General features: G+C 43.3%; 18 protein-coding genes. 3 read left to right on the top strand and 15 right to left on the bottom strand.

Going from position 1 to position 19416, the window contains the following annotated elements; genetic code table 11:
• Positions 1–34 precede the first annotated feature (34 nt).
• The 5 genes from dinF to C9J48_RS15945 form a co-directional block, all read right to left on the bottom strand.
• Positions 35–1384, bottom strand: coding sequence for an MATE family efflux transporter DinF (dinF, locus tag C9J48_RS15965; protein ID WP_006233288.1), 1350 nt, complete (start codon positions 1382–1384; stop codon positions 35–37).
• Between the two features lie 144 nt (positions 1385–1528).
• Positions 1529–2479, bottom strand: coding sequence for a heme o synthase (gene cyoE / locus C9J48_RS15960; protein ID WP_006233287.1), 951 nt, complete (start codon positions 2477–2479; stop codon positions 1529–1531).
• Positions 2472–3533, bottom strand: a complete 1062-nt coding sequence (locus tag C9J48_RS15955; protein WP_006233286.1) for a COX15/CtaA family protein — start codon at positions 3531–3533, stop codon at positions 2472–2474. The genes cyoE and C9J48_RS15955 overlap by 8 nt, the downstream gene beginning before the upstream one ends.
• Before the next feature lie 57 nt (positions 3534–3590).
• On the bottom strand, positions 3591–4154 hold the full coding sequence (locus tag C9J48_RS15950; protein ID WP_006233285.1) for a redox-active disulfide-containing membrane protein: 564 nt from the start codon (positions 4152–4154) through the stop codon (positions 3591–3593).
• 33 nt (positions 4155–4187) lie between these two features.
• Positions 4188–4880, bottom strand: coding sequence for an SURF1 family protein (locus C9J48_RS15945; RefSeq protein ID WP_036804265.1), 693 nt, complete (start codon positions 4878–4880; stop codon positions 4188–4190).
• A 26-nt stretch (positions 4881–4906) separates the two neighbouring features.
• On the opposite strand from C9J48_RS15945, the gene C9J48_RS15940 reads away from it, so the two are divergent.
• Positions 4907–5128, top strand: coding sequence for a DUF2909 domain-containing protein (locus tag C9J48_RS15940; RefSeq protein WP_036804262.1), 222 nt, complete (start codon positions 4907–4909; stop codon positions 5126–5128).
• A 26-nt stretch (positions 5129–5154) separates the two neighbouring features.
• Here C9J48_RS15940 and C9J48_RS15935 read toward each other — a convergent pair whose 3' ends face one another.
• From C9J48_RS15935 to lexA, 6 genes are all read right to left on the bottom strand, one after another.
• Complete coding sequence (locus C9J48_RS15935; protein ID WP_006233283.1) at positions 5155–6072, bottom strand: cytochrome c oxidase subunit 3; 918 nt, start codon at positions 6070–6072, stop codon at positions 5155–5157.
• Positions 6073–6090: 18 nt separating this feature from the next.
• Complete coding sequence (locus C9J48_RS15930) at positions 6091–6681, bottom strand: cytochrome c oxidase assembly protein (protein ID WP_006233282.1); 591 nt, start codon at positions 6679–6681, stop codon at positions 6091–6093.
• A 55-nt stretch (positions 6682–6736) separates the two neighbouring features.
• Positions 6737–8401, bottom strand: coding sequence for a cytochrome c oxidase subunit I (gene ctaD, locus C9J48_RS15925; protein ID WP_006233281.1), 1665 nt, complete (start codon positions 8399–8401; stop codon positions 6737–6739).
• 14 nt (positions 8402–8415) lie between these two features.
• Positions 8416–9564, bottom strand: coding sequence for a cytochrome c oxidase subunit II (coxB, locus tag C9J48_RS15920; RefSeq protein ID WP_006233280.1), 1149 nt, complete (start codon positions 9562–9564; stop codon positions 8416–8418).
• 251 nt (positions 9565–9815) lie between these two features.
• On the bottom strand, positions 9816–10613 hold the full coding sequence (locus C9J48_RS15915) for a class I SAM-dependent methyltransferase (protein WP_006233279.1): 798 nt from the start codon (positions 10611–10613) through the stop codon (positions 9816–9818).
• A gap of 111 nt (positions 10614–10724) precedes the next feature.
• Entirely contained in the window at positions 10725–11342 is a 618-nt protein-coding gene (lexA, locus tag C9J48_RS15910) for a transcriptional repressor LexA (RefSeq protein ID WP_006233278.1), read from the bottom strand.
• 335 nt (positions 11343–11677) lie between these two features.
• Here lexA and plsB point away from each other — a divergent pair, with 335 nt between their 5' ends.
• Entirely contained in the window at positions 11678–14107 is a 2430-nt protein-coding gene (gene plsB, locus C9J48_RS15905; RefSeq protein WP_006233277.1) for a glycerol-3-phosphate 1-O-acyltransferase PlsB, read from the top strand.
• A 517-nt stretch (positions 14108–14624) separates the two neighbouring features.
• Here the strand turns inward: plsB and ubiA are convergent.
• Both ubiA and C9J48_RS15895 read right to left on the bottom strand, forming a co-directional pair.
• Entirely contained in the window at positions 14625–15488 is an 864-nt protein-coding gene (gene ubiA / locus C9J48_RS15900) for a 4-hydroxybenzoate octaprenyltransferase (protein WP_006233276.1), read from the bottom strand.
• Positions 15482–16024, bottom strand: a complete 543-nt coding sequence (locus C9J48_RS15895) for a chorismate--pyruvate lyase family protein (protein WP_006233275.1) — start codon at positions 16022–16024, stop codon at positions 15482–15484. The genes ubiA and C9J48_RS15895 overlap by 7 nt, the downstream gene beginning before the upstream one ends.
• 168 nt (positions 16025–16192) lie before the next feature.
• On the opposite strand from C9J48_RS15895, the gene C9J48_RS15890 reads away from it, so the two are divergent.
• Complete coding sequence (locus tag C9J48_RS15890) at positions 16193–16609, top strand: flagellar basal body-associated protein FliL (protein ID WP_036804259.1); 417 nt, start codon at positions 16193–16195, stop codon at positions 16607–16609.
• Between the two features lie 132 nt (positions 16610–16741).
• Here C9J48_RS15890 and glpD read toward each other — a convergent pair whose 3' ends face one another.
• Positions 16742–18280, bottom strand: coding sequence for a glycerol-3-phosphate dehydrogenase (glpD, locus tag C9J48_RS15885; RefSeq protein ID WP_006233273.1), 1539 nt, complete (start codon positions 18278–18280; stop codon positions 16742–16744).
• A gap of 267 nt (positions 18281–18547) precedes the next feature.
• Entirely contained in the window at positions 18548–19327 is a 780-nt protein-coding gene (locus C9J48_RS15880) for a DeoR/GlpR family transcriptional regulator (RefSeq protein WP_006233272.1), read from the bottom strand.
• Positions 19328–19416 lie beyond the last annotated feature (89 nt).

Raw genomic sequence — 19416 nt, 5'->3', positions numbered from 1 at the left:
GTAAAAAGAATCAATATCAGTTGAATATTTCTAACTAATTGTTTGCACTCGTCGGAGACAGAAAAATATTTTTATTCCATTGGTAAGAAAATATTACAGCCAACCCAATTCCACGCATTGCCATAAACCCTAACATAGCTGCCCACAGGGCATGATTACCATAACTATTGAGCACCCACCAAATAGCAAAGAAAAAGCACATCGCAATAAACATACTGTTGCGCATTTCTTTGCCGCGCGTTGCCCCTATAAAAATACCATCCAGTAAAAAACACCACATCGCGACTAAAGGGAATGCTGCTAACCAAGGTAAAAAGCGCATCGCTTCTTGCTGAACTGTCGGAATATTAGAAATAAGACCGATAATTTCTCGGCCAAAAACACTGAATGTGACAGTTAGCACCAGGGAAATGATTACACTCCAAAATGTTGTTCCCACTAAATAGCGGCTAAGTTCATCACGATTTTTTGCCCCAATTGCTTTACCGACCAGTGCTTCCATCGCATAGGCAAACCCATCCATTGCGTAAGAGACCAACATCAAAAAACTCATTAATACGGCATTTGCCGCCACCACGTTGTCGCCTAACGTAGCCCCTTGAAAAGTCATAAACACAAAGGTCAGCTGTAAACATAAACTGCGTAAAAAGATATCGCGGTTTAGTTTTAATAAACGCCCCATCCCATGACGAACACTGCCTAATTTTTCACGTATGGCTGGTAGTGAATGAGCAATCCACTGACGAGAAACAAACCATAAGCCCAGGAACATGCCACTGTAATCGGCAATAACAGAAGCGACAGCAGCTCCTTGCACTTTCCAACCAAAACCAAGAACAAACAAAACATCTAGGCCGATATTGACTAAGTTCGTCACTATCAATAACCACATGGGTGATTTGGCGTTTTGAGTCCCGAGCAACCACCCCATTATCACAAAGTTAGCCAAAGCAGCTGGCGCCCCCCAAATACGGATTGAAAAATACTGCTCTGCGTACATTTTCACTTCTGCACTGGCTGTGCTGAAATGGAAAATCAAGGTGGCAACCGGCTGATGAAACACAATAAGTAACAATGCCAACAGCCAAGCTAGCGCCATCCCCTGCACAAATGTACCCGCTTGTGCTTCTTTATCATTGGCACCGTACGCTTGCGCACAAATACCCGTTGTTGCCATCCGCAAAAAGCCAAGCAACCAAAACGTCACGTTAATCATGGTGCCGCCCACAGCAACACCCCCTAAATACCAAGCATGATCGAGGTGACCAATCACAGCTGCATCAACCAGCCCAAGCAAAGGCACGGTAATGTTGGACAGCACCATAGGAACGGCTAACGCAAAAACTTGGAAATGGAGTGACTTGTCTCTTAATGCTGCTAACACTGTGAACCTCAAACGGATAACGGTAGGGATTTGCTTAAAATAGCAGCACAGTGTAGCGAGTTGCTGCCGATGACAACAGCCATCAACAGCAGATAAATCAGAAATGTATCAATAGAAGCGGAGATTAAAATAATCTAGGGATAATCAGAACATCAAAGACGTTATCCAATGATCGCCCAGTAAAACCACGAACAGGGCTAACAAATGCCAAATTGAATACTTAAAGGTGGCCCAGGCATGCCCCTTTGAATCCACAAATTTTAGCTTCAACGCATAGCCGATAAATCCCAGATTCAATAAACTGCTACCCACTAAATAAACGCCACCACTCATTCCCGTAAGCCAAGGAAGTAGACCAACGACAAACAACATGACGGTATATAACAGCACCATCGTTTTCGTAAATTCAATGCCATGGGTAACAGGTAACATAGGAATACCTGCTTTGGCATAGTCATCACGACGATGAATCGCAAGCGCCCAAAAATGAGGTGGCGTCCATGTAAAGACCAACATAACCAACAACAATGCATGAGGATCTAACTGCCCAGTTACCGCAGTCCAACCGAGCAATGGTGGCGCAGCACCAGCAATACCGCCGATGACAATATTTTGCGGTGTCGCATGCTTTAGCCACACGGTATAAACCACCGCATACCCCACTAAACTGGCCATGGTTAACCAAGCTGTTAGTGCATTCAGTTCAAGCAAGATAACAAAACCTGCGACCATTAACGTAGAAGCAAACACAACGGCTTTCCACGTTTCAATACGCCCTTTCGCTAATGGCCTATTATAGGTTCGCGCCATCTGAGTATCAAAGCGGCGATCTAAAACGTGATTAAAAGCGGCGGCGGCCGCCGATTGAAAACCAATACCGATCAAACCTAAGATAACCGCTTTTGCAGGGGGAATACCCGGCACCGCTAAACACATACCAACCAGTGCAGTCAGCAATAACATAGCCACCACTTTGGGCTTCGTCATCGTGAGATAATCGCGCCATACACTTGGTTTGGAAGCGCTTCTTGTTTTCGTCGTTTCGGCTACCGTTGATGTTCGCGGTGCATTATCCAATACTTGTGATTTAGCCATGATTTCTACCCTCCCGTGCAAATAGATGCGATCCTTGCAGAATTTGTTGCCCGCAATAGATACGATAATTGGTTGCAACAATACTTAATAATAAAACGACACCCATTACGTTATGCCCTACAGCCACCAGCAAAGGTAAGCTCGCCACAATATTCGTAATCCCTAAACTCACTTGCACAATTAATGCAGCAGTGAGGATAAACCCATATTTTCGTAACCCAGCGGTACGTAGCAAAAAACCAATCAATAATATTAATATTGCCGTGGTCACCATCGCTCCTATTCGATGAGCAACATGAATCGATACACGTTGATGATAGTTAAGCACCCCATATTGATAACTATCATGAACAGGCTGAATCGGTTCAAATGCCGTTGGGTCAAAATTACCTTGCCAATCACCTTCGCACACAGGTAGTTGAGTACACGCGACTGCGGCATAGTTAGATGCTGTCCACCCGCCTAACGCAATTTGCACCACCACCACAAATAACGCACCTAGGGCGAATACTTTCAAATAACTTGAAGATGACCGCGGTGAATGCAACATTGAAGAAAAAATAGCGGTAGATTTACGCTCTTGTTGCCGGACTCTCAATACCAAGAGCAATAATAAAGAAGCAGTGGTAAAGCCACCTAATAAATGCCCCATCACCACAATAGGCATCAGTGCCAGGGTGACCGTCCACATACCAAGCAAGGCCTGAAAAATAACAGTGACTAATAATAAAGCAGGCAATAATTTGGGGGCGTATTTACGTCGCCAAGCCAGCGCATTAATCAGTAAAATTAATATGCCTAAACTACCTGCAAAGTAACGGTGCACCATTTCATTCCATGCTTTTTCAACTTCTAGCGGCTTAGAGGGGAAAATTTGTTGTGCGACTAATTGCTGCTCAGTGCTTTGGGGCACCGAAATAAAACCGTAACAACCAGGCCAATCTGGACAGCCTAAGCCCGCTTCAGTCAAACGGGTATAAGCGCCTAAGGCGATAACACAAAGAGAAAGAAGAAAAGTAAAATAGATAAGAGATTTAAAACTAAATAATCGCATCGGCTCCATTCCTTGTGCCTATCAAATCGACCTATTTTGGCATCTATATACTGGGATTTAACCGATTCTCGAGAGCTTTAATAGCCGTTTAAGATCACGTAACACGTCTTTTCCCTGCGCTAAAATCTCAGCCTGCCCTGTTACTAAAGGATACGCCATCATGACATTACCCAATGGATCAGCGATATAAATCGCATTCATACCAAATTCCAGTGTTTTTATTTGTGAAACAACCTGCTGAGAAATGGCGATGAGTTCCAACCCATTCATTTGTTCTTCATTAATTATTTTTTCATCAACAACTTTACCATTACGTTGCAAACCATCAGTAATCAACACCACACTGTTTACGCGCTCTTTATAGGCCCCTATCGCTTGTGGTACTTGGCGTAAATTAAACAATGCACCCTCACATTTTTCATCACACGATTCGGGTAACAAATACACTAGTTGCCACGTCTCTGGCTCACTTAACCATTCTGCGCTAAATGGCGATGCTAATAGCTGCCCGCGATTCGTCACACCACCTTGATACCAATTTAAGTCTAGTACGGTTTTTGCCAATACAAACGGCAAAACAAAGGCACCGAGTAATAACAGCAACATCCTATTTTTTTTCATTTAACATCCTTTTATAGCGGTATCTCGAAAATGTCATTCCTGACGGTGACCCGTGCTTGGTGGTTTTAACCACCAGAACGCTAAACCTGACACAGCGATAGCTAACAAAAACCATTGCAATGCATAGGCGTAATGTTTTTGCGGCCCCATTACCACAGGGGTCCACGTTTGCTGTAAAGCGACAGGGCTGCCAGGCTCAATTTGTAATATCCACGGCTGGAGGGGCAGATTCATAACTGTTGATAATTCATCCATGTGCAGATTTTGAACCCTTAACGGCCAATCAAAATCCAGTGACTCAGCTGACAGCTCAATAAGTTGTGACGGCTTTGCAATAATGCCTGTAATTTTAAGCTCACCATGATGCTCAGGCAGTACTGGTAATTGCTCACGATATTGCGGTGCTGCAATCCAACCGAGATTGACTAAAAACCATCCATCATCCACCGCAAAAGGATAGAGTAAGTGATAACCAGGGCGACCTCGATACAGTTGATTATCAAGTAACACAGCTTTGCTATGTTCAAACTTGCCATGAAGGGTTAATCCATACCAACGGGGATCAGAAGGTAAGCTAGCAAGGCTGTAGTAAACCTGTTCGCTGCGGCGTTCTAAGGCAATATTCAATGCTTCTTTTTCTTGCGCACGCGACATTTGCCACAGACCCAACTTGACCAATGTCGTCATTACCGCCAAAGTAAAAAGTATGAAACCAATCCTTCGCATACTTACCTTTCACCCTTGGAGACGCCATGCTCATTAAAGCCACCATCGTCTGCCTATTAATATTTATTGTGCTGAACCTATTTCGAGCATTGCCAATGATGCTTAAGAGCAAGACTGATCCGTTATCATCCAATAAGCCGATGTCACACTTTCTTGGCCGCCGTCTTCTTCTGTCCGTTTTTATCTTTGCCCTATTATTACTGGCAATAACCACGGGGATCATTGAACCAAACCCTCGCCCTTATTAGCGAACAAGCCTGTAAAGACGAATCTCTTATAAAATATAGACGAAAATAAATAGGCACAGCCAAACCACATCGACAAAGTGCCAATACCAAGCGCCGGCTTGAAAAGCAAAATGCTGATGCGGCGTAAAGTGTCCTTTTAAAATACGGCACCACACCACGAATAGCATGATCGTACCTAAGGTGACATGCAGCCCGTGAAAACCGGTGAGCAAGAAAAATGTATTACCATACACCCCAGCATCGAGTGTTAAGTCCATATCTTGATAAGCATGGATATACTCCACGCCTTGCAAGTAAACAAATAAACTACCAAGTAGAACGGTTAACAACAGAAATAAGGTCAGCCGTTTACGATTGTTTGTCTCTAATGCCGTATGTGCAATATGTACAGTGACAGATGAAACCAATAAAATCATGGTGTTGTATAACGGTAAGCCGATAGGTCCCATAGCTTGAGTTTCACTGCCATCGGGGGTTTTAATTAGAGGCCATTGCGCGACAAATTCTGGCCATAGCACCAAATTCGTCATCTCATTATTGCCAGCGCCACCCAACCAAGGAACTGAAATCATACGGGCGTAAAATAACGCCCCAAAAAAGGCAAAGAAAAACATCACTTCAGAGAAAATAAACCAACTCATACCTTGGCGAAATGAACGATCCATCTGTGAGCTATACAAGCCCCCCATCGATTCTTGAATCACATCTCGAAACCAACCCGTTAGCATAAAAAGAATTAAACCAACACCGGTCAGTAGAATCCACGGCCCCTGTCCATTGAACAAATCACCGACCGTTGCACCTGCCCCTAACGCGATCAGAAATAAAGCAATAGCCCCGACAATCGGCCATATGCTGGCATCAGGTACATAATAATGTTCATGGGGTTTATTCGCTGATTGCTCAGGAAGAGACGATTCATGTTCACTGTAAGGATTAGACATCTTTACAACCTCTTTTTTTCATTGCGTTAGCGCTGTGCCCGCAGGCTGCGCGTCATATAAGGTATAAGCCAAAGTTAATGTGTTTATATCTTCAGGTAGATCGGGATCGATATAGAACACTAAGGGTAACTCTGCCGACTCTCCCGCCTCTAAAGGCTGATGGTTAAAGCAAAAGCATTCGATCTTATTAAAGTAACGAGCCGCTAAACCTGGAGAAACCGACGGCACAGCCTGACCGATTGATGCCGTCGCAGTCAGATTACGGGCAGCATATTTAATGGTTTTCGTTTCCCCCGGATTAACCACAATACGGGTAATTTGCGGTTCAAAAGTCCACTGCATCCCCGGATTGATATAAGCCACAAACTCCACCGTCACCTCACGATCACTAACAATACGCTGGCTCTGTTCCGTTGGCGTATTTGCCGTTTTACCGTTAATTCCCGTGAGATCACAAAACACGTCATAGAGCGGCACTAAGGCAAAAGCGAAGCCAAACATGGCGACAGACATCAATATTAAAGACCAAAAAGACCGCTTCTTGCCTTGTTGTTTTGTATCTCCATCTGTACTGGATTTCTGCTCTGCTTTCTTTTCTGAGCTGCTCATAATGTACCCCTGCGAAGGTCACCGACAAATTAAATCAATGAAGCGAATAATAGGGCTAATCAATTTTTGGTGGTGTTGAAAATGTATGATGAGGTGCAGGTGAAGCAACCGTCCATTCCAACCCTTCAGCCCCTTCCCATGGTTTTGCTGCTGCTGGCTCACCACCGCGAATACACTTAACCACGACAGCCAAGAAAATCAGTTGAGATAAACCAAACATAAAGCCGCCAATACTAACTACCGCATTCACATCGGCGAATTGCAGGGCATAATCAGGGATTCGACGTGGCATACCCGCAAGCCCAAGAAAATGCATGGGGAAGAATAGAATGTTCACCGATACGACAGAGCACCAAAAGTGCCATTTAGCCAGCCGTTCATCGAACATATACCCAGTCCATTTAGGCATCCAATAATATGCCGCAGCCATGATGGAGAAGATGGCACCCGACACCAGAACGTAATGAAAATGAGCAACCACAAAGTAAGTATCGTGATATTGAAAATCAGCGGGGGTAATGGCTAACATCAGCCCAGAGAATCCGCCTATGGTAAACAAGACAATAAAGGCGATAGCAAATAACATCGGCACTTCAAAGGTCAACGAGCCTCGCCACATTGTCGCAACCCAGTTAAAGACTTTCACCCCAGTGGGCACCGAGATCAACATGGTGCAATACATAAAAAACAGCTCAGCTGCCACGGGCATACCAGTGGTAAACATGTGGTGTGCCCACACGAGAAAACTGAGCCCGGCAATCGATGCGGTTGCATACACCATAGAACTATAGCCAAAGAGTTTTTTACGCGAAAAGGCAGGAATAATGGCCGAAATAATACCGAAACTCGGCAAAATCATGATGTAGACTTCGGGATGACCAAAGAACCAGAAGATATGCTGGAACATCACCGGATCGCCGCCCCCCGCGGCATTAAAGAAACTCGTCCCGAAATATTTATCCGTAAGTACCATGGTTACGGCACCTGCCAATACGGGCATTACGGCAATTAATAAGAAAGCAGTGATCAGCCACGTCCATACAAACAAAGGCATTTTCATGTAAGTCATACCCGGTGCGCGTAAGTTAACAATGGTCACAATCACATTGATCGCCCCCATGATTGAACTAATCCCCATGATATGAATAGAAAAAACAAATAACCCCGTACTAGCAGGACTATACATAGTCGACAGTGGTGCGTAGAACGTCCAACCAAAATTAGGACCGCCGCCTTCCATAAACAACGACGATAGCAACAACGTAAACGCAAACGGTAGAATCCAGAAGCTCCAGTTATTCATTCTTGGTAACGCCATATCTGGCGCACCAATCATCATTGGAATCATCCAGTTAGCCAGCCCAGTAAAAGCCGGCATTACAGCACCAAAGACCATAATCAAGCCATGGACAGTGGTCATTTGATTAAAGAAATTGGGTTCAACTAACTGTAATCCAGGCTGAAATAGTTCAGCTCGAATTACCATAGCCATCGCTCCGCCAGTTAAAAACATGGCAAAACTGAATATTAAATATAACGAACCAATATCTTTATGATTGGTCGTAAACAGCCAGCGTTTAAAACCAGTAGGTTGATGATGATGTTGTGAATGTTGATCATCTGAAAAACCGTTCTTTAACGAGCCGTCTTCTAAGATACTGCTGTTTGAGTCGCTGTCTTCAACGTCAGTTTTAACTTCTTCACGTAACATATCCGTCATTGTCTGTTGCTCCCTTAAAGCTCTTTGCCGTTGAGCACAGCCTGCACTTCTGCAGCTTGTATGGTTTCACCCGTATCGTTACCCCATGCATTTCGCTCATAGGTAATAACAGCGGCTAATTCTTTCAGGCTTAACTGAGGCCCGAATGCCTGCATTGCTGTCCCTTTTTTGCCATGAACAACGATACTGATATGCTCTAATTTCTTAGCCGGATCAATCGCAACACCTTGCCCAGCTAACGCTGGGAATGCCCCTGGAATACCAGTTCCCGTTGGTTGATGACACACAGAACAGCGCGCGAGATAGGTTTTTTCACCCAACGCCATAAGCTCTTCCATCGGCATTTGCATTGACAATAAACGTTGCTCTTCTTCATATGCTGCTTGCTGAGTGGCCTTGGTTTTTTTAAGCCAAGAATCATAATCACCTTGAGATTTGGCAATCACCACAATGGGCATAAATCCGTGATCCTTTCCACACAGCTCGGCACACTGCCCACGATAAATGCCGGGCTCATCTATACGTGTCCAAGCTTCATTAATGAAACCAGGGTTGGCATCTTTTTTCACTGCAAATGCAGGTACCCACCAAGAATGGATTACATCCTGTGAGGTAATAAGAAATCGGATTTTTTTACCAATAGGCAAAACCAGAGGACGATCTACTTCAAGTAAATAGTTTTCACGCTTATCGCGTTCATTCTCGATTTCCGCAGAAGAGGTGGCCAACAGTGAATAAAAACCGACATCTTCGTTAAAATAGTTGTAATGCCATTTCCATTGGGAGCCGGTAACTTGAATGGTAATATCCGACTCTGACGTGTCTTCCATTGCTAGCAAAGTGGTTGTCGCAGGAATCGCCATGGCAATAAGGATAACGAAGGGAATGATGGTCCAGAGTATTTCGACTTTGGTACTTTCATGAAACGAGGCAGCGACCGCGCCACGCGATTTCCGATGATGGACAATGGCCCAAAACATGATGCCAAAAACAATAATGCCAATAACCACACAAATATAGAAAATGGTCATGTGCAGGTCGTATACCTGCTGGCTAACCCGAGTAACCCCTTGGGTCATATTTAACGGCATGCTTTTCGTTTCAGCAGCCACAGGCAACGCCAAAAAACTTAATAATAATACGCTGATCAGTCGACGAATCATCTTCCTGACCTCTCCTTTTGTCATCCTGACATTCATCAAGAACTGTTCAATGAAAACACTAGGTTATAGCAGAAACCAGTCCGTCTACGCGTAGCGCTCAGACACTGATTAACACTTTGTTTACATTTAACTTAGGACAAAACAGAAGAAATGAGCAAAGAATTACTAATAAAAAATTAATCCGGCATGAAGGTAGAATAACCAGATGCGAAGTCAGTAACAAAAGGAAATATGACGCTAAAAGTCACGATCTAGAAGCGTATGTGCACCAATACGGGGGTAACTCGGTATTTCAAACTTGGCATTCTTGCGATCCAACGCTGCCAAGATCGCCAACGCGGGCAATCATGATCGAGCGGACTATAGCGACTGATTAACTCTGCCCATGGCAACCAATTCAATACTTGTTGAGCAGGGTCTTTAAACCCGTGACGATACTGTTCAGCCCCCATCTTTTTAGCTAATGCAGAATCACAACGATCGCCAGCCAAGACCAAACAGGCTTCTATATGACTAAAGTGACAGCCAATACGCTGAATAAAAGTGGCTAATTTTTGGCTTTCACATTTCAATAGTGCTTGATCGCACAATAATAAAACGGGGGTATTTTTCCAAGCAGGCAATGAGGCTAACCATGATAAATCAGTGACGGAACCACGTTGCATGGTATACCGATCACTGCGATGAAAAAGCCGTTCACGCCATAAAAGGTTCTCATCTGTATCTAATTCAAACCAACGACAACGGCCATTATCTAAACGATAAAAACGGGTATCAAGCCCCGCCCCAACATTGATAATAAAACCATTGGGATGACGGCGAAGAAATTTTAAGACTTGTTTATCACACTGTAAGGTAAGCGTGGCATGCAGTAATTGACGTTCAGAAACATTGCCAGCTAGACAATCAGGAACAAGATGGCACTGACTACACGCAGCAGCGGCGATGGGATCATAAATAAGTCCATCATCAGCCAAACTTTCTCGGCTTCTAAGCCATAATGGCTGCAGCAATTCAGAAGGTATGCGGTATCGAGAGGAATTAACCATTATCATCTCCATGTGATATGGATTAGATGATAATGACTATCATTAAGTTTTGCAAAGTATTCTCGATACTAATGCAAAACATAATGATTTATTAACATTTACAAGGAGCGATTACATCCAGTCAGCAGTACGAATAACACCAACAGCAATGCCTTCAATCGTCAATTGCTGATGAGTAAGATCAACAACAATCGGAGCAAAATCTTCATTTTCAGCATGCAACAAAACTTGCGAACCTTGTTTATCAAGACGCTTTACTGTTACATCATCATCAACACGAGCAACAACCACTTGCCCGTTATGAACATCTTGGGTTTTATGCACAGCAAGTAAATCGCCATCCATAATACCGATGTCTTTCATGCTCATGCCATTTACACGCAATAAAAAATCAGCGCGCGGCTTGAATAATGTTGGATCAACTTCATAATGCATTTCAACATGCTCTTGAGCCAAAATAGGTTCACCAGCAGCAACACGACCAATTAATGGTAAGCCTTTTTCTTCAGCTTCATCATGGAGTAACACACGAATACCTCGTGATGCACCCGGCACAATTTCAATGACTTCTTTACGTGCCAACGCTTTTAAATGTTCTTCAGCAGCATTCGCTGAACGGAACCCCAATTCACGAGCGATCTCAGCACGCGTTGGCGGCATCCCACTATCTTCGATTTTTGCTTTGATCAAATCAAAGACTTCTTGTTGGCGCGGCGTTAACGGCTTCATGATTCACCCTGTTTGTTTATACAGTCTACTGTGAGTATATCCAGTGTTTACAGGCTTGAAAAGTTAATTGTTCACGAAAAGACCAATCCGTATAGAAAGCACAACGATTAAATACAGTAAAAGCGTTCAGATTAACCCAAGTATTTGATTAATTACTGTGATTAGATCGTGAAAATTAGCCGTGATCAAACAAAGATGATTGCTGGAATAATAAATGGAATAAAAGATTATTCAAAATCATAATTTGATATCAATATCTCGCATTTTCGCTGCATGAAAGCAGCCATTTTCTGCTATCCTTGCCACGCATTAAGAATTCGAGGCTAGTAAAAGATATGTCAAGTTGGCAGAAAATCTATCAAAAATTATTGAATTTGCCGCTTTCCGTGTTGGTTAAGACCAATTCAATTCCATCCGATCCCGTTAAAGATTTAGAATTAGATATCGAACGACCAATCGTTTATATCTTACCTTTCCGTTCAAATACGGATCTAATGACACTACGTAGCAGTACTCTGGAACTAGGTCTACCCGACCCACTGACGCCACTTGAAATTGGTGATCAAAAATTCTCGCGGTATGTTTTCGTAGCAAACGGTCCAAGTATTTTTGGTACCGATCGAGAATTACCGAAAGAATCACTTCAGTTATTCACCAGTTTACTTGAGCAGCATAAGCAAGATTCTGATCTCGATATTCAGCTCATTCCTGCCTCCATTTTATGGGGACGTAAGCCAGGTAAAGAAAGCCATAGAGGGCCGGTACTGCGCCCACTCAATGGTCCTGAAAAGTTTACTGCGATTTTAGGCCATGGCCGCGATTGTTTAGTGCGTTTAAGCACGCCTGTATCATTACGTTATATGGCAGACAATCACGGTACTGATGACGCAATCGCGCAAAAATTAGCGCGTGTGGCAAAGATTCATTTCTCTCGCCAACAAATTGCAGCTTCAGGCCCACGTTTACCCGACCGCCAAGCCTTATTCAAGCGCTTACTGGCATCTAAAGCTATTGAAAAAGTGGTTCGTGAAGAAGCTGAAAGCCGTGATGTACCAGTAGAAAAAGTCCGTAAAGAAGCCATCGACATGATGGAAGAAATTGCGGCTAATTTCTCTTATTCACTGATTAAAAATGCTGAACGTTTTCTCGGTTGGTTGTGGAACAAGCTCTATCAAGGGTTGAATATTCACAACGCTCAGCGAGTACGTAAGTTGGCACAAGATGGTCACGAAATCGTGTATGTTCCGTGTCACCGTAGCCATATGGATTATCTACTTTTATCTTATGTTTTGTATAAAGAAGGCTTAGTTCCGCCGCACATTGCTGCGGGTATAAATCTGAACTTCTTCCCTGCGGGACCGATTTTCCGCCGTGGTGGTGGCTTCTTTATACGTCGTAGTTTTAAAGGTAACCGCCTATATTCAACGGTTTTTCGTGAATACCTGGCCGAGCTTTTTGCGAAAGGCTATTCCGTCGAATACTTCAGTGAAGGTGGCCGTTCACGTACCGGACGTTTACTACCAGCGAAAACAGGTATGCTTTCAATGACAATTCAAGCGATGTTACGAGGCTTAAATCGCCCTGTTACATTGGTACCAGTCTATATTGGTTATGAGCACGTTATGGAAGTGGCCACTTACGCAAAAGAACTACAAGGTAAGCGTAAGGAAAAAGAAAATCTGGGTCAAATTTTGCGGACATTACGTAAATTACGTAATTTTGGGCAAGGTTATGTGAATTTCGGCGAGCCAATTCCGCTGAATCAATACCTCAATGATAACGTGCCAACGTGGCATGATGACATTGACCCAATCGAACCACAGAAACCAAGCTGGCTAAATCCTGTAGTGAACGATCTTGCCGTTAAAATGATGACACACATTAATGATGCCGCTGCGACCAATGCTCTCACATTGTGTGCGTTAGCATTATTATCATCTCGTCAGCGTGCCCTGAGCCGTGAAGAGCTCGAACAGCAGATTGATAGTTACCTACAAATTCTGCGTAACGCATCATATTCATCACAATGTACGATGCCAGACGAAGATGCAAAAACCTTGGTCGAACACGCACTAGAAATGGATAAGTTCATTGTAGAGCGTGATGGTTTAGGTGAGGTTATTTCGCTTGATCGTCAACAATCTATTTTGATGACTTACTACCGTAATAACATTATTCACTTGTTTGCATTGCCGTCTTTAATTGCACACATCATCGTTCAGCATCAGAGCTTATCCAAAGATAAGATTTATGAACAAGTGCAGTTACTGTATCCATTCTTAAAAGCTGAGTTATTCTTACGCTTTGAGAAAGGTGAACTAAATGCTGTCATTGACTCCATCATTAGTGAACTGGTTCGTCAGCGTTTACTGTTAAGTAATGGCGACACTATCTCGATGAATAATGCCCGTATTGGACCACTACAGTTGTTAGCCCGTACGATCACTGAAACGTTGCAACGCTATACCATCACCTTAACTCTACTGCATGCCGATCCTCAAATGATGAAGAGTGATTTAGAGCAGCAAAGTCAAATGATGGCACAACGTTTAAGTCGCTTACACGGGATTAATGCACCAGAGTTTTTCGACAAAGGTGTGTTCGCGATATTAGTGAAAACGCTACGCAGCGAAGGCTACCTCAATGATGAGTGTCATGCGGTGTCTCGCCAAGTAGAAAACCTTGCCGATCAATTAACAGCATTGGTTTCACCTGAAGTGAAATTAACCATTCAAGCGGTAATGAATCGCGATGAAAAAGCGTAATTCAATTCACCGCTGAGATACACCTTTAAACGAAAAGCTGGCATGGCCAGCTTTTTTATTGCCTGCTATCGACCTCAATCACTTTATAAGCTTTTAGGTTATGGGGTTCCCAAACGTCCTAAACATGTACATTAGTCCTGATAACGTACTAGCGCCTAGCTGGCAACCGCCGGATTCATTACGATACGTCTAAAAACGCAAGCTTTTAGGTTACTGGTATATAAAACCTCTAAAGCTGTACAGTTTCAGAGGTCTCACTAAAAACTAACCTACACCCCAGAACTGATAGGCTTCAGCTAAGTTAATGATTAATTAATGCAATGCCCGTTTAATAACAAGAAATAGACGTTTCTTAGTTTGATGGTGTTTTTTAATTAAAAAGCTGTACAGCGGTTATAACAAGAAAGATTGACACAAATCTCAAACAATAAAAAAGCACCCTATAGGTGCTTTTTTATGATGTATACCTAAGTAACGTCAAAAAGCTTTGCGCATGCAGGCCGCTCAATATCGTTATTTATTGCATCATCACACTAATAGCGATACCTAAAAAGATCAGCATGCCAACATAGTTATTGTTTAAAAATGCTTTAAAACACGGTTCACGTTCACGCCTTCCAATCAGTCGTTGTTGGTACACAAACAAGCCAGATGCCATTAATAAAAACCAATAATAAACTTGATGTAAATCGAGGCTATGTCCAATCAAAATCATGATTACTAACGTGCTTAACTGCAATACACCAATAATAATCTTATCAAAGCGACCAAATAAAATGGCGGCGGACTTGATGCCCACTTTTAAGTCATCATCGCGATCGACCATGGCATACTGAGTATCGTAAGCAATGGTCCACAATATATTGGCGGTAAATAATAACCATGCAACAACAGGTAACTCACCCGCCTGTGCGGCATATGCCATTGGAATTGACCAGCCAAATGCCATACCAAGTACCAGCTGCGGTAAATGGGTATAACGCTTCATAAATGGATAAGCGGCAGCCAATGCCAGCCCAACCACAGAGAGCATAATCGTTAAGGTGTTCATGGTCAGTACTAATAAAAACGACACTAATACCAATAGACCGAATAATCCGAGCGCTTCACGTTCCGATACCTTGCCCGATGGCATTGGCCGTTCAGCTGTGCGTTTTACATGACCATCAAAATTACGGTCAGCAAAATCATTAATCACACAGCCAGCCGCACGCATAAAAATAACGCCAAGCACAAAAACCACCAGCACATGTATATTGGGTAAACCATCTGCGGCTAAAAACAGTGCCCACAACGTTGGCCATAATAAAAGTAAACTACCAATAGGGCGATCAAATCGTGCCAGCTGACAAAATGCTTTCGCCTTAGTCATTGCTAACATTGTCTCTCCTTTGAATAAACTGGGGCTTGTGCCAAAAATAATTCAGCAACCAGCAACGGTTTATTATTTATCCATAAACGTGAACGGCGAGCCCATAGTGGCTGTTCTTGTGTTCCTGTATTCGCAACTTCCAATGCATCACGACGCGCACTACTATCAGTAAATACCCGAAAGCCCAGTGGCATCTCACCCAGTTGTTCAAGGTCGCTCTCTTGTCCTGTAAGGGTGGATAGCGGGATTAAAGTACGAGCAAATACCCACGGTTGCCCGTCTCCCATCAAAACTACTTTACGTAATAGACAATCAACATCACCGATCAACTCACGCTCATCAGCCGATAGCATCGTACTATCAATTTTCTTCTGCTCAATGAGCGACACGGTAAATTCATCACAATGACGTTGAAGTCGACGTGATAATGAATCAGGCTCAAGCAACCAATGCCCAAACTCTGTGCCTTCTATCGCGAGTGAGAGGGGTGTTTCCCACTGCACATTATCCAATAATGGTTTATACAACTGCTTGAATTTCGACATCTTTCCAATTCGAACGCTACAAGCTTATGATTAAAATAGCTTGGTAGAATGCGGTTAATTTATTACCATGATGATCTGCTATTGTAGCAAGCCGTAACGAGTAGGAATATCGTTACGGTCGAAAGATAGCAATTCATTGCGACAAATTCAGATAAACCCATGAGTGTAATGATGAAATCGACAATCTTTGGCTTCACCCTTTTTTTGGCTAGTATTCTAGCTACCCAGTATGTTGCAGCAGCAGATGCACCCCTGTCGCAACCAGAATATTCTTATTACACCCTAACCCCCGACATAACGACTAACTATGTTACGCAGGGTAAAAAATTAGGCTATTTGCGCTTACAGATCGATTTAATGGTATCTGATCCCAGCTTAATCAAGCAGGTGGAGCATCATACGCCATTAATTCGTGATGCCATTATCAACATCATTGGTCAACAGCCAGAAGCAAAAGTGAAATCATTGGCGGGGCGTGAAGAAATTCGACAAGCCTGCCTTGCCAAAGTGAATGAACTGCTGATCACAGAGACCAGACAAAAACTGGTAACAGAGTTATTGTTTACCAAGTATCTGTACCAATAATGGCTGATAGTCGTTATAAGATTTATGACTGGCAATAAAAAAAGGCGCTCAATGAGCGCCTTTTACATATCTATTTTTTTATTAAGCAGTGCTAAAGCACATAACCTTAGCCCGCTTTAACCCATCTATCGCTTATGCCGCGACATTCGCTTGCGACTTTTTAGCTGCAATAGATTGTGCTTTATCGGTAATGTACTGTGCCACCGCTGCGATCTGCTCATCATTTAGATACAAACCTAATTTACTACGGCGCCACAATGCATCGATTTCATTTTGCGCAAATTCTTGCTCAATCATGTAATCGAGTTCACGAGCATAAAGGCCTTCGCCAAAGTGCAGCCCCATATCAACTTCACCATTGACGCCTTCTAACAATTTCACCGCTCGGTTACCGTAGTTCGTTGCCATACGCTCACACGTAAAGGCAGATAACCATGCATGCTGCTGTTGCAGTTTCTTGGCTAGCAGTGGAATGCTAAAGTTCGCTTCACCACCCGGCAAATACGAATCAACAGTCCAGCTTGGGCCCATATTGGAGAAGAAAGGCGATAGCTTGGTCATTGCCGCTTCAGCAAGCTTACGGTATGTGGTGAGCTTCCCCCCGAAAATCGATAGTAAAGGAGCTTGGTTCGCTTTTTGTTCAAGCTCTAAGGTGTAATCACGGGTAATTGCTTGTGGTGAATCTGATTCGTCATCACATAGTGGACGAACACCACTGTAGGTCCATACCACATCAGTACGATCCAGCTTTTTCACAAAATTGGTGTTGTAAGCTTTTAACAAGTAATCGATCTCGTTGTCATCAATGGCCACATTACGCGGATCACCATTGTATTCAACATCCGTCGTACCAATAATCGAAAAACGATCTAAGTAAGGAATAACAAAAACAATTCGATTATCTTCATTTTGCAAAATATACGCTTGCGGTTCGTCGTGTGCACGTGGCACAACAATGTGTGAACCTTTAATTAAGCGAATATTACGCGGAGATACTTCTTCCATACTGTCATCGAAGAACGCTTTCACCCAAGGGCCAGCTGCATTCACCAGCGCACGAGATTTACGTACAAAGACTTCATTCGTTTGGACATCACGAATGGTTACGAGCCAAAATTTACCGTCACGTATCGCTTTTTCAACTCGGCAACGATTACGTACATCACCGCCTTTTTCTGCCACTTCCATTGCATTCAAAAGTACCAAGCGCGCATCATCAACCCAGCAATCTGAGTATTCGAACCCTTTGGTTATTTCTGGAATTAATACTGAATCTTGACCAAATTTAAGGCCATGGCTCGCAGGTAATGTTGTGCGTTTACCCAAGTTATCATACATAAATAAGCCAGCACGGATCATCCAAGCCGGACGAAGATGTGGGCGGTGAGGCAAGCGAAAACGCATAGGGCGTGCAATATGAGGGATTTTTTTCAATAGCACTTCACGCTCTGCCAGTGCTTCGCCAACTAAACGAAATTCATAGTGCTCAAGATAACGAAGACCACCATGGATAAGCTTCGAACTCGCAGAAGAAGTAGCAGAAGCAAAATCATCAGCTTCATATAAACCGACAGTCAAACCTCGTCCAGCAGCATCAGCGGCAATACCAGCGCCATTAATACCACCACCTACTACAATTAGATCCAAAATCTGCGTGTTTTCTGCCGTCATGCCATCCACCTATCCCGTAATATGCTTGATTTTGATAATTCGAAACCAATGCGAACATTAAAATGTTCGTTTTAACTCGATATCGAGCATCATAGCTGACAATTAACTCAAGATCACCATTATTATTTGCGATTTGTTATAAAAATATGACCAATTCGTCAAATAACACGCATAAAAAACGGACAGCCATTACTGACGGTCCGTTTAGGAAAGCTGCTCGACACGTTTTCGTATCGATTATCTCTTTTCGTTACCGATTTTTATCGGTCAATCTAGCGTATTGTCTTGACCAACGACTTCCATATGGATTTCATGCTCAGTAATCAGCTTCAATAACGCTTCCGGGGGGTGTTCATCGGTAAACAACATATCAATCTGACTAATATCACCCAGATTCACCATCGCATTACGACCAAATTTAGTATGATCGGCACCCAGCATAACGCAGCGGCTATTTTCGATAATCGCCTGTTTCACGCGTACTTCATGGTAATCAAAATCAAGCAATGAGCCATCAAGATCAATACCACTGATCCCCATGATGCCGAAATCTAACCGGAACTGGGAAATGAAATCGAGGGTTGCTTCGCCCACAATACCACCGTCGCGGTTACGTACTTCACCACCCGCTAAGATAACGCGAAAATCATCTTTTCCTGTTAATACGCTGGCGACATTCAAGTTATTCGTTACGATGCGTAAATCATTATGATTTAGTAATGCACGGGCAACAGCTTCAGGCGTTGTACCAATATCAATAAACAGCGTGGCCCCATCGGGAATATGCTCGGCCATAGCTTCTGCAATACGGTCTTTTTCAACCAGCTGCATCACTTTACGCGTATTGTAAGATGTATTAACGGAACTGGATGGAATGGTTGCTCCGCCGTGATGACGACGAATTTTATTTTCAGCGGCGAGTTCATTCAGATCTCGTCGGATAGTTTGAGGGCTTACGTTAAAACGTTCAACCAGGTCGTCAGTGCTGACATAGCCCTGGGTTTTAACGATGTCGATAATCTCTTGATGTCGTTTGCTTTGCTTCACTGCTGACGCTGCTCCTGATTACAACAAGGCCCCGCGAATGCGGAGCCTTATCATATTACCTACAGCGATAGAAAGATGCCAATGATGGC

The sequence above is a fragment of the Photobacterium profundum genome (assembly GCF_003026285.1).
GTDB lineage: Bacteria > Pseudomonadota > Gammaproteobacteria > Enterobacterales > Vibrionaceae > Photobacterium > Photobacterium profundum.
This window is presented reverse-complemented; position numbering and strand designations above follow the sequence as displayed.

Coding starts and splice junctions, on each gene's coding strand:
- cyoE (WP_006233287.1), bottom strand. CDS start 2,479: ATGGCTAAATCACAAGTATTGGATAATGCACCGCGAACATCAACGGTA.
- C9J48_RS15955 (WP_006233286.1), bottom strand. CDS start 3,533: ATGCGATTATTTAGTTTTAAATCTCTTATCTATTTTACTTTTCTTCTT.
- C9J48_RS15950 (WP_006233285.1), bottom strand. CDS start 4,154: ATGAAAAAAAATAGGATGTTGCTGTTATTACTCGGTGCCTTTGTTTTG.
- C9J48_RS15945 (WP_036804265.1), bottom strand. CDS start 4,880: ATGCGAAGGATTGGTTTCATACTTTTTACTTTGGCGGTAATGACGACA.
- C9J48_RS15940 (WP_036804262.1), top strand. CDS start 4,907: ATGCTCATTAAAGCCACCATCGTCTGCCTATTAATATTTATTGTGCTG.
- C9J48_RS15935 (WP_006233283.1), bottom strand. CDS start 6,072: ATGTCTAATCCTTACAGTGAACATGAATCGTCTCTTCCTGAGCAATCA.
- C9J48_RS15930 (WP_006233282.1), bottom strand. CDS start 6,681: ATGAGCAGCTCAGAAAAGAAAGCAGAGCAGAAATCCAGTACAGATGGA.
- ctaD (WP_006233281.1), bottom strand. CDS start 8,401: ATGACGGATATGTTACGTGAAGAAGTTAAAACTGACGTTGAAGACAGC.
- coxB (WP_006233280.1), bottom strand. CDS start 9,564: ATGATTCGTCGACTGATCAGCGTATTATTATTAAGTTTTTTGGCGTTG.
- C9J48_RS15915 (WP_006233279.1), bottom strand. CDS start 10,613: ATGGTTAATTCCTCTCGATACCGCATACCTTCTGAATTGCTGCAGCCA.
- lexA (WP_006233278.1), bottom strand. CDS start 11,342: ATGAAGCCGTTAACGCCGCGCCAACAAGAAGTCTTTGATTTGATCAAA.
- plsB (WP_006233277.1), top strand. CDS start 11,678: ATGTCAAGTTGGCAGAAAATCTATCAAAAATTATTGAATTTGCCGCTT.
- ubiA (WP_006233276.1), bottom strand. CDS start 15,488: ATGTTAGCAATGACTAAGGCGAAAGCATTTTGTCAGCTGGCACGATTT.
- C9J48_RS15895 (WP_006233275.1), bottom strand. CDS start 16,024: ATGTCGAAATTCAAGCAGTTGTATAAACCATTATTGGATAATGTGCAG.
- C9J48_RS15890 (WP_036804259.1), top strand. CDS start 16,193: ATGATGAAATCGACAATCTTTGGCTTCACCCTTTTTTTGGCTAGTATT.
- glpD (WP_006233273.1), bottom strand. CDS start 18,280: ATGACGGCAGAAAACACGCAGATTTTGGATCTAATTGTAGTAGGTGGT.